We start from the raw sequence: 1,346 nt of genomic DNA, 5'->3' as shown, positions 1-1,346 counted from the left end.
CTTTTGCCTTTTTTTTTATTTGGTAAATTTCTTAATATTTATCGCTAAACAATAACCGTCTTCCCGCTACGTGTTAGCGGGATCTATGCTTTGAGATACCGCAAATGAATCGCGGTATGACGGTTAAGTAGGGTGTCATTCCAGTGCTCCTTTTTTTGTCATCCCAGCGCCACGCGTTGGTTTCAACATTATATCATGAACTTTCTAAAATTCATTGAACTGTGCTTTCAAACGGTAGTGCCGGGGTGTGAGTATAACGATTATCAGTATATAAAAGTCATAGTAGACAGGCTTGAAGCAGCGAGCACTGGTGAAGTGAAACGAATAATATTCAATATGCCTCCGCGCTCGATGGAGTCCATGTGCATAAGCGTTGCGTGGCCCGCATGGATACTGGGAAACCAACCAACTGCGAGAATAATAGTTGCAAGTTATTCTCAGCGGCTCAGCGAAGAGCACTCGCTCGACACCAGGTGCGTGATGCAGTCTAGTTGGTATAGAGCGCTATTTCCAGAGATAGAACTATCCAAAGACCAGAATACCAAATATAAATTTCAAACAGTGCAGAGAGGATACAGAATCGCAACATCAGTTGGTGGAACACTAACTGGTGAAGGTGGTGATTTTATCATTGTGGACGATCCGCTCAGTTCTGCTCAAGCTTTGAGTGAAACGCTTAGAAAGCGTGCCACAAACTGGTTTGATCAGACTTTAGTAACCAGGCTGAACGATAGAAAAAAAGGAGTCATCGTTCTTGTAATGCACAGGCTACACCAGGAGGAATTAACTGGACACCTTCTCTCCAAGCCAAAAAACATATGGCATCATATTTCTTTGCCAATGATTTCTGAAAATAAGCAGGTTATTTATTCAATCAAAAAGCCAGCGCCTCCTTTTCTTGTTCCTGTCACCCGAGTAACTACAAATGAGTACAAAAGCTGGATTACAGCATCAAGTGCTAGAATGACACCACCCGTAATATTATACTCAAGAGAAGAAGGTCAGTTGCTATATCCCCTCGATGGAGGAAAAGTAGAAGTTGAGATGATAAAGGTTGAACTTGGAAGTTACGCTTTTGCTGCACAATATCAACAAAACCCTCTGCCACTTTCAAGTGGTATAATTAAACGAGAGTGGCTGAAGCGCTATAGAAATTTTTCTGATAGTCTCTCATATGTCACTCAGAGCTGGGACACTACAGTTTCAACAAGCAGCATGAGCAACTTTAGCGTCTGCACCACCTGGACAAAAGTGGGCAATAAATTCTATTTACTCGATGTATATCGCGCAAAGCTTGAGTATCCAAAGCTTAAAGAGCAAGTTCTGTCACTAGCTGCAAGATGGAC

1 protein-coding gene is annotated in these 1,346 nt (G+C 42.2%); it reads left to right on the top strand.

Annotated elements, in window-relative coordinates:
• Nucleotides 1–195: 195 nt before the first annotated feature.
• Nucleotides 196–1,346, top strand: a 1,151-nt coding sequence (locus WGMM_RS04505; protein ID WP_038250694.1) for a phage terminase, incomplete at its 3' end; no start/stop codon positions are given.

Origin of the sequence: Wolbachia endosymbiont of Glossina morsitans morsitans (assembly GCF_000689175.1) — a bacterium.
GTDB lineage: Bacteria > Pseudomonadota > Alphaproteobacteria > Rickettsiales > Anaplasmataceae > Wolbachia > Wolbachia pipientis.
Note: the sequence above shows the minus strand (reverse complement) of the source record. Positions and strands in the feature narration are given on the sequence as shown.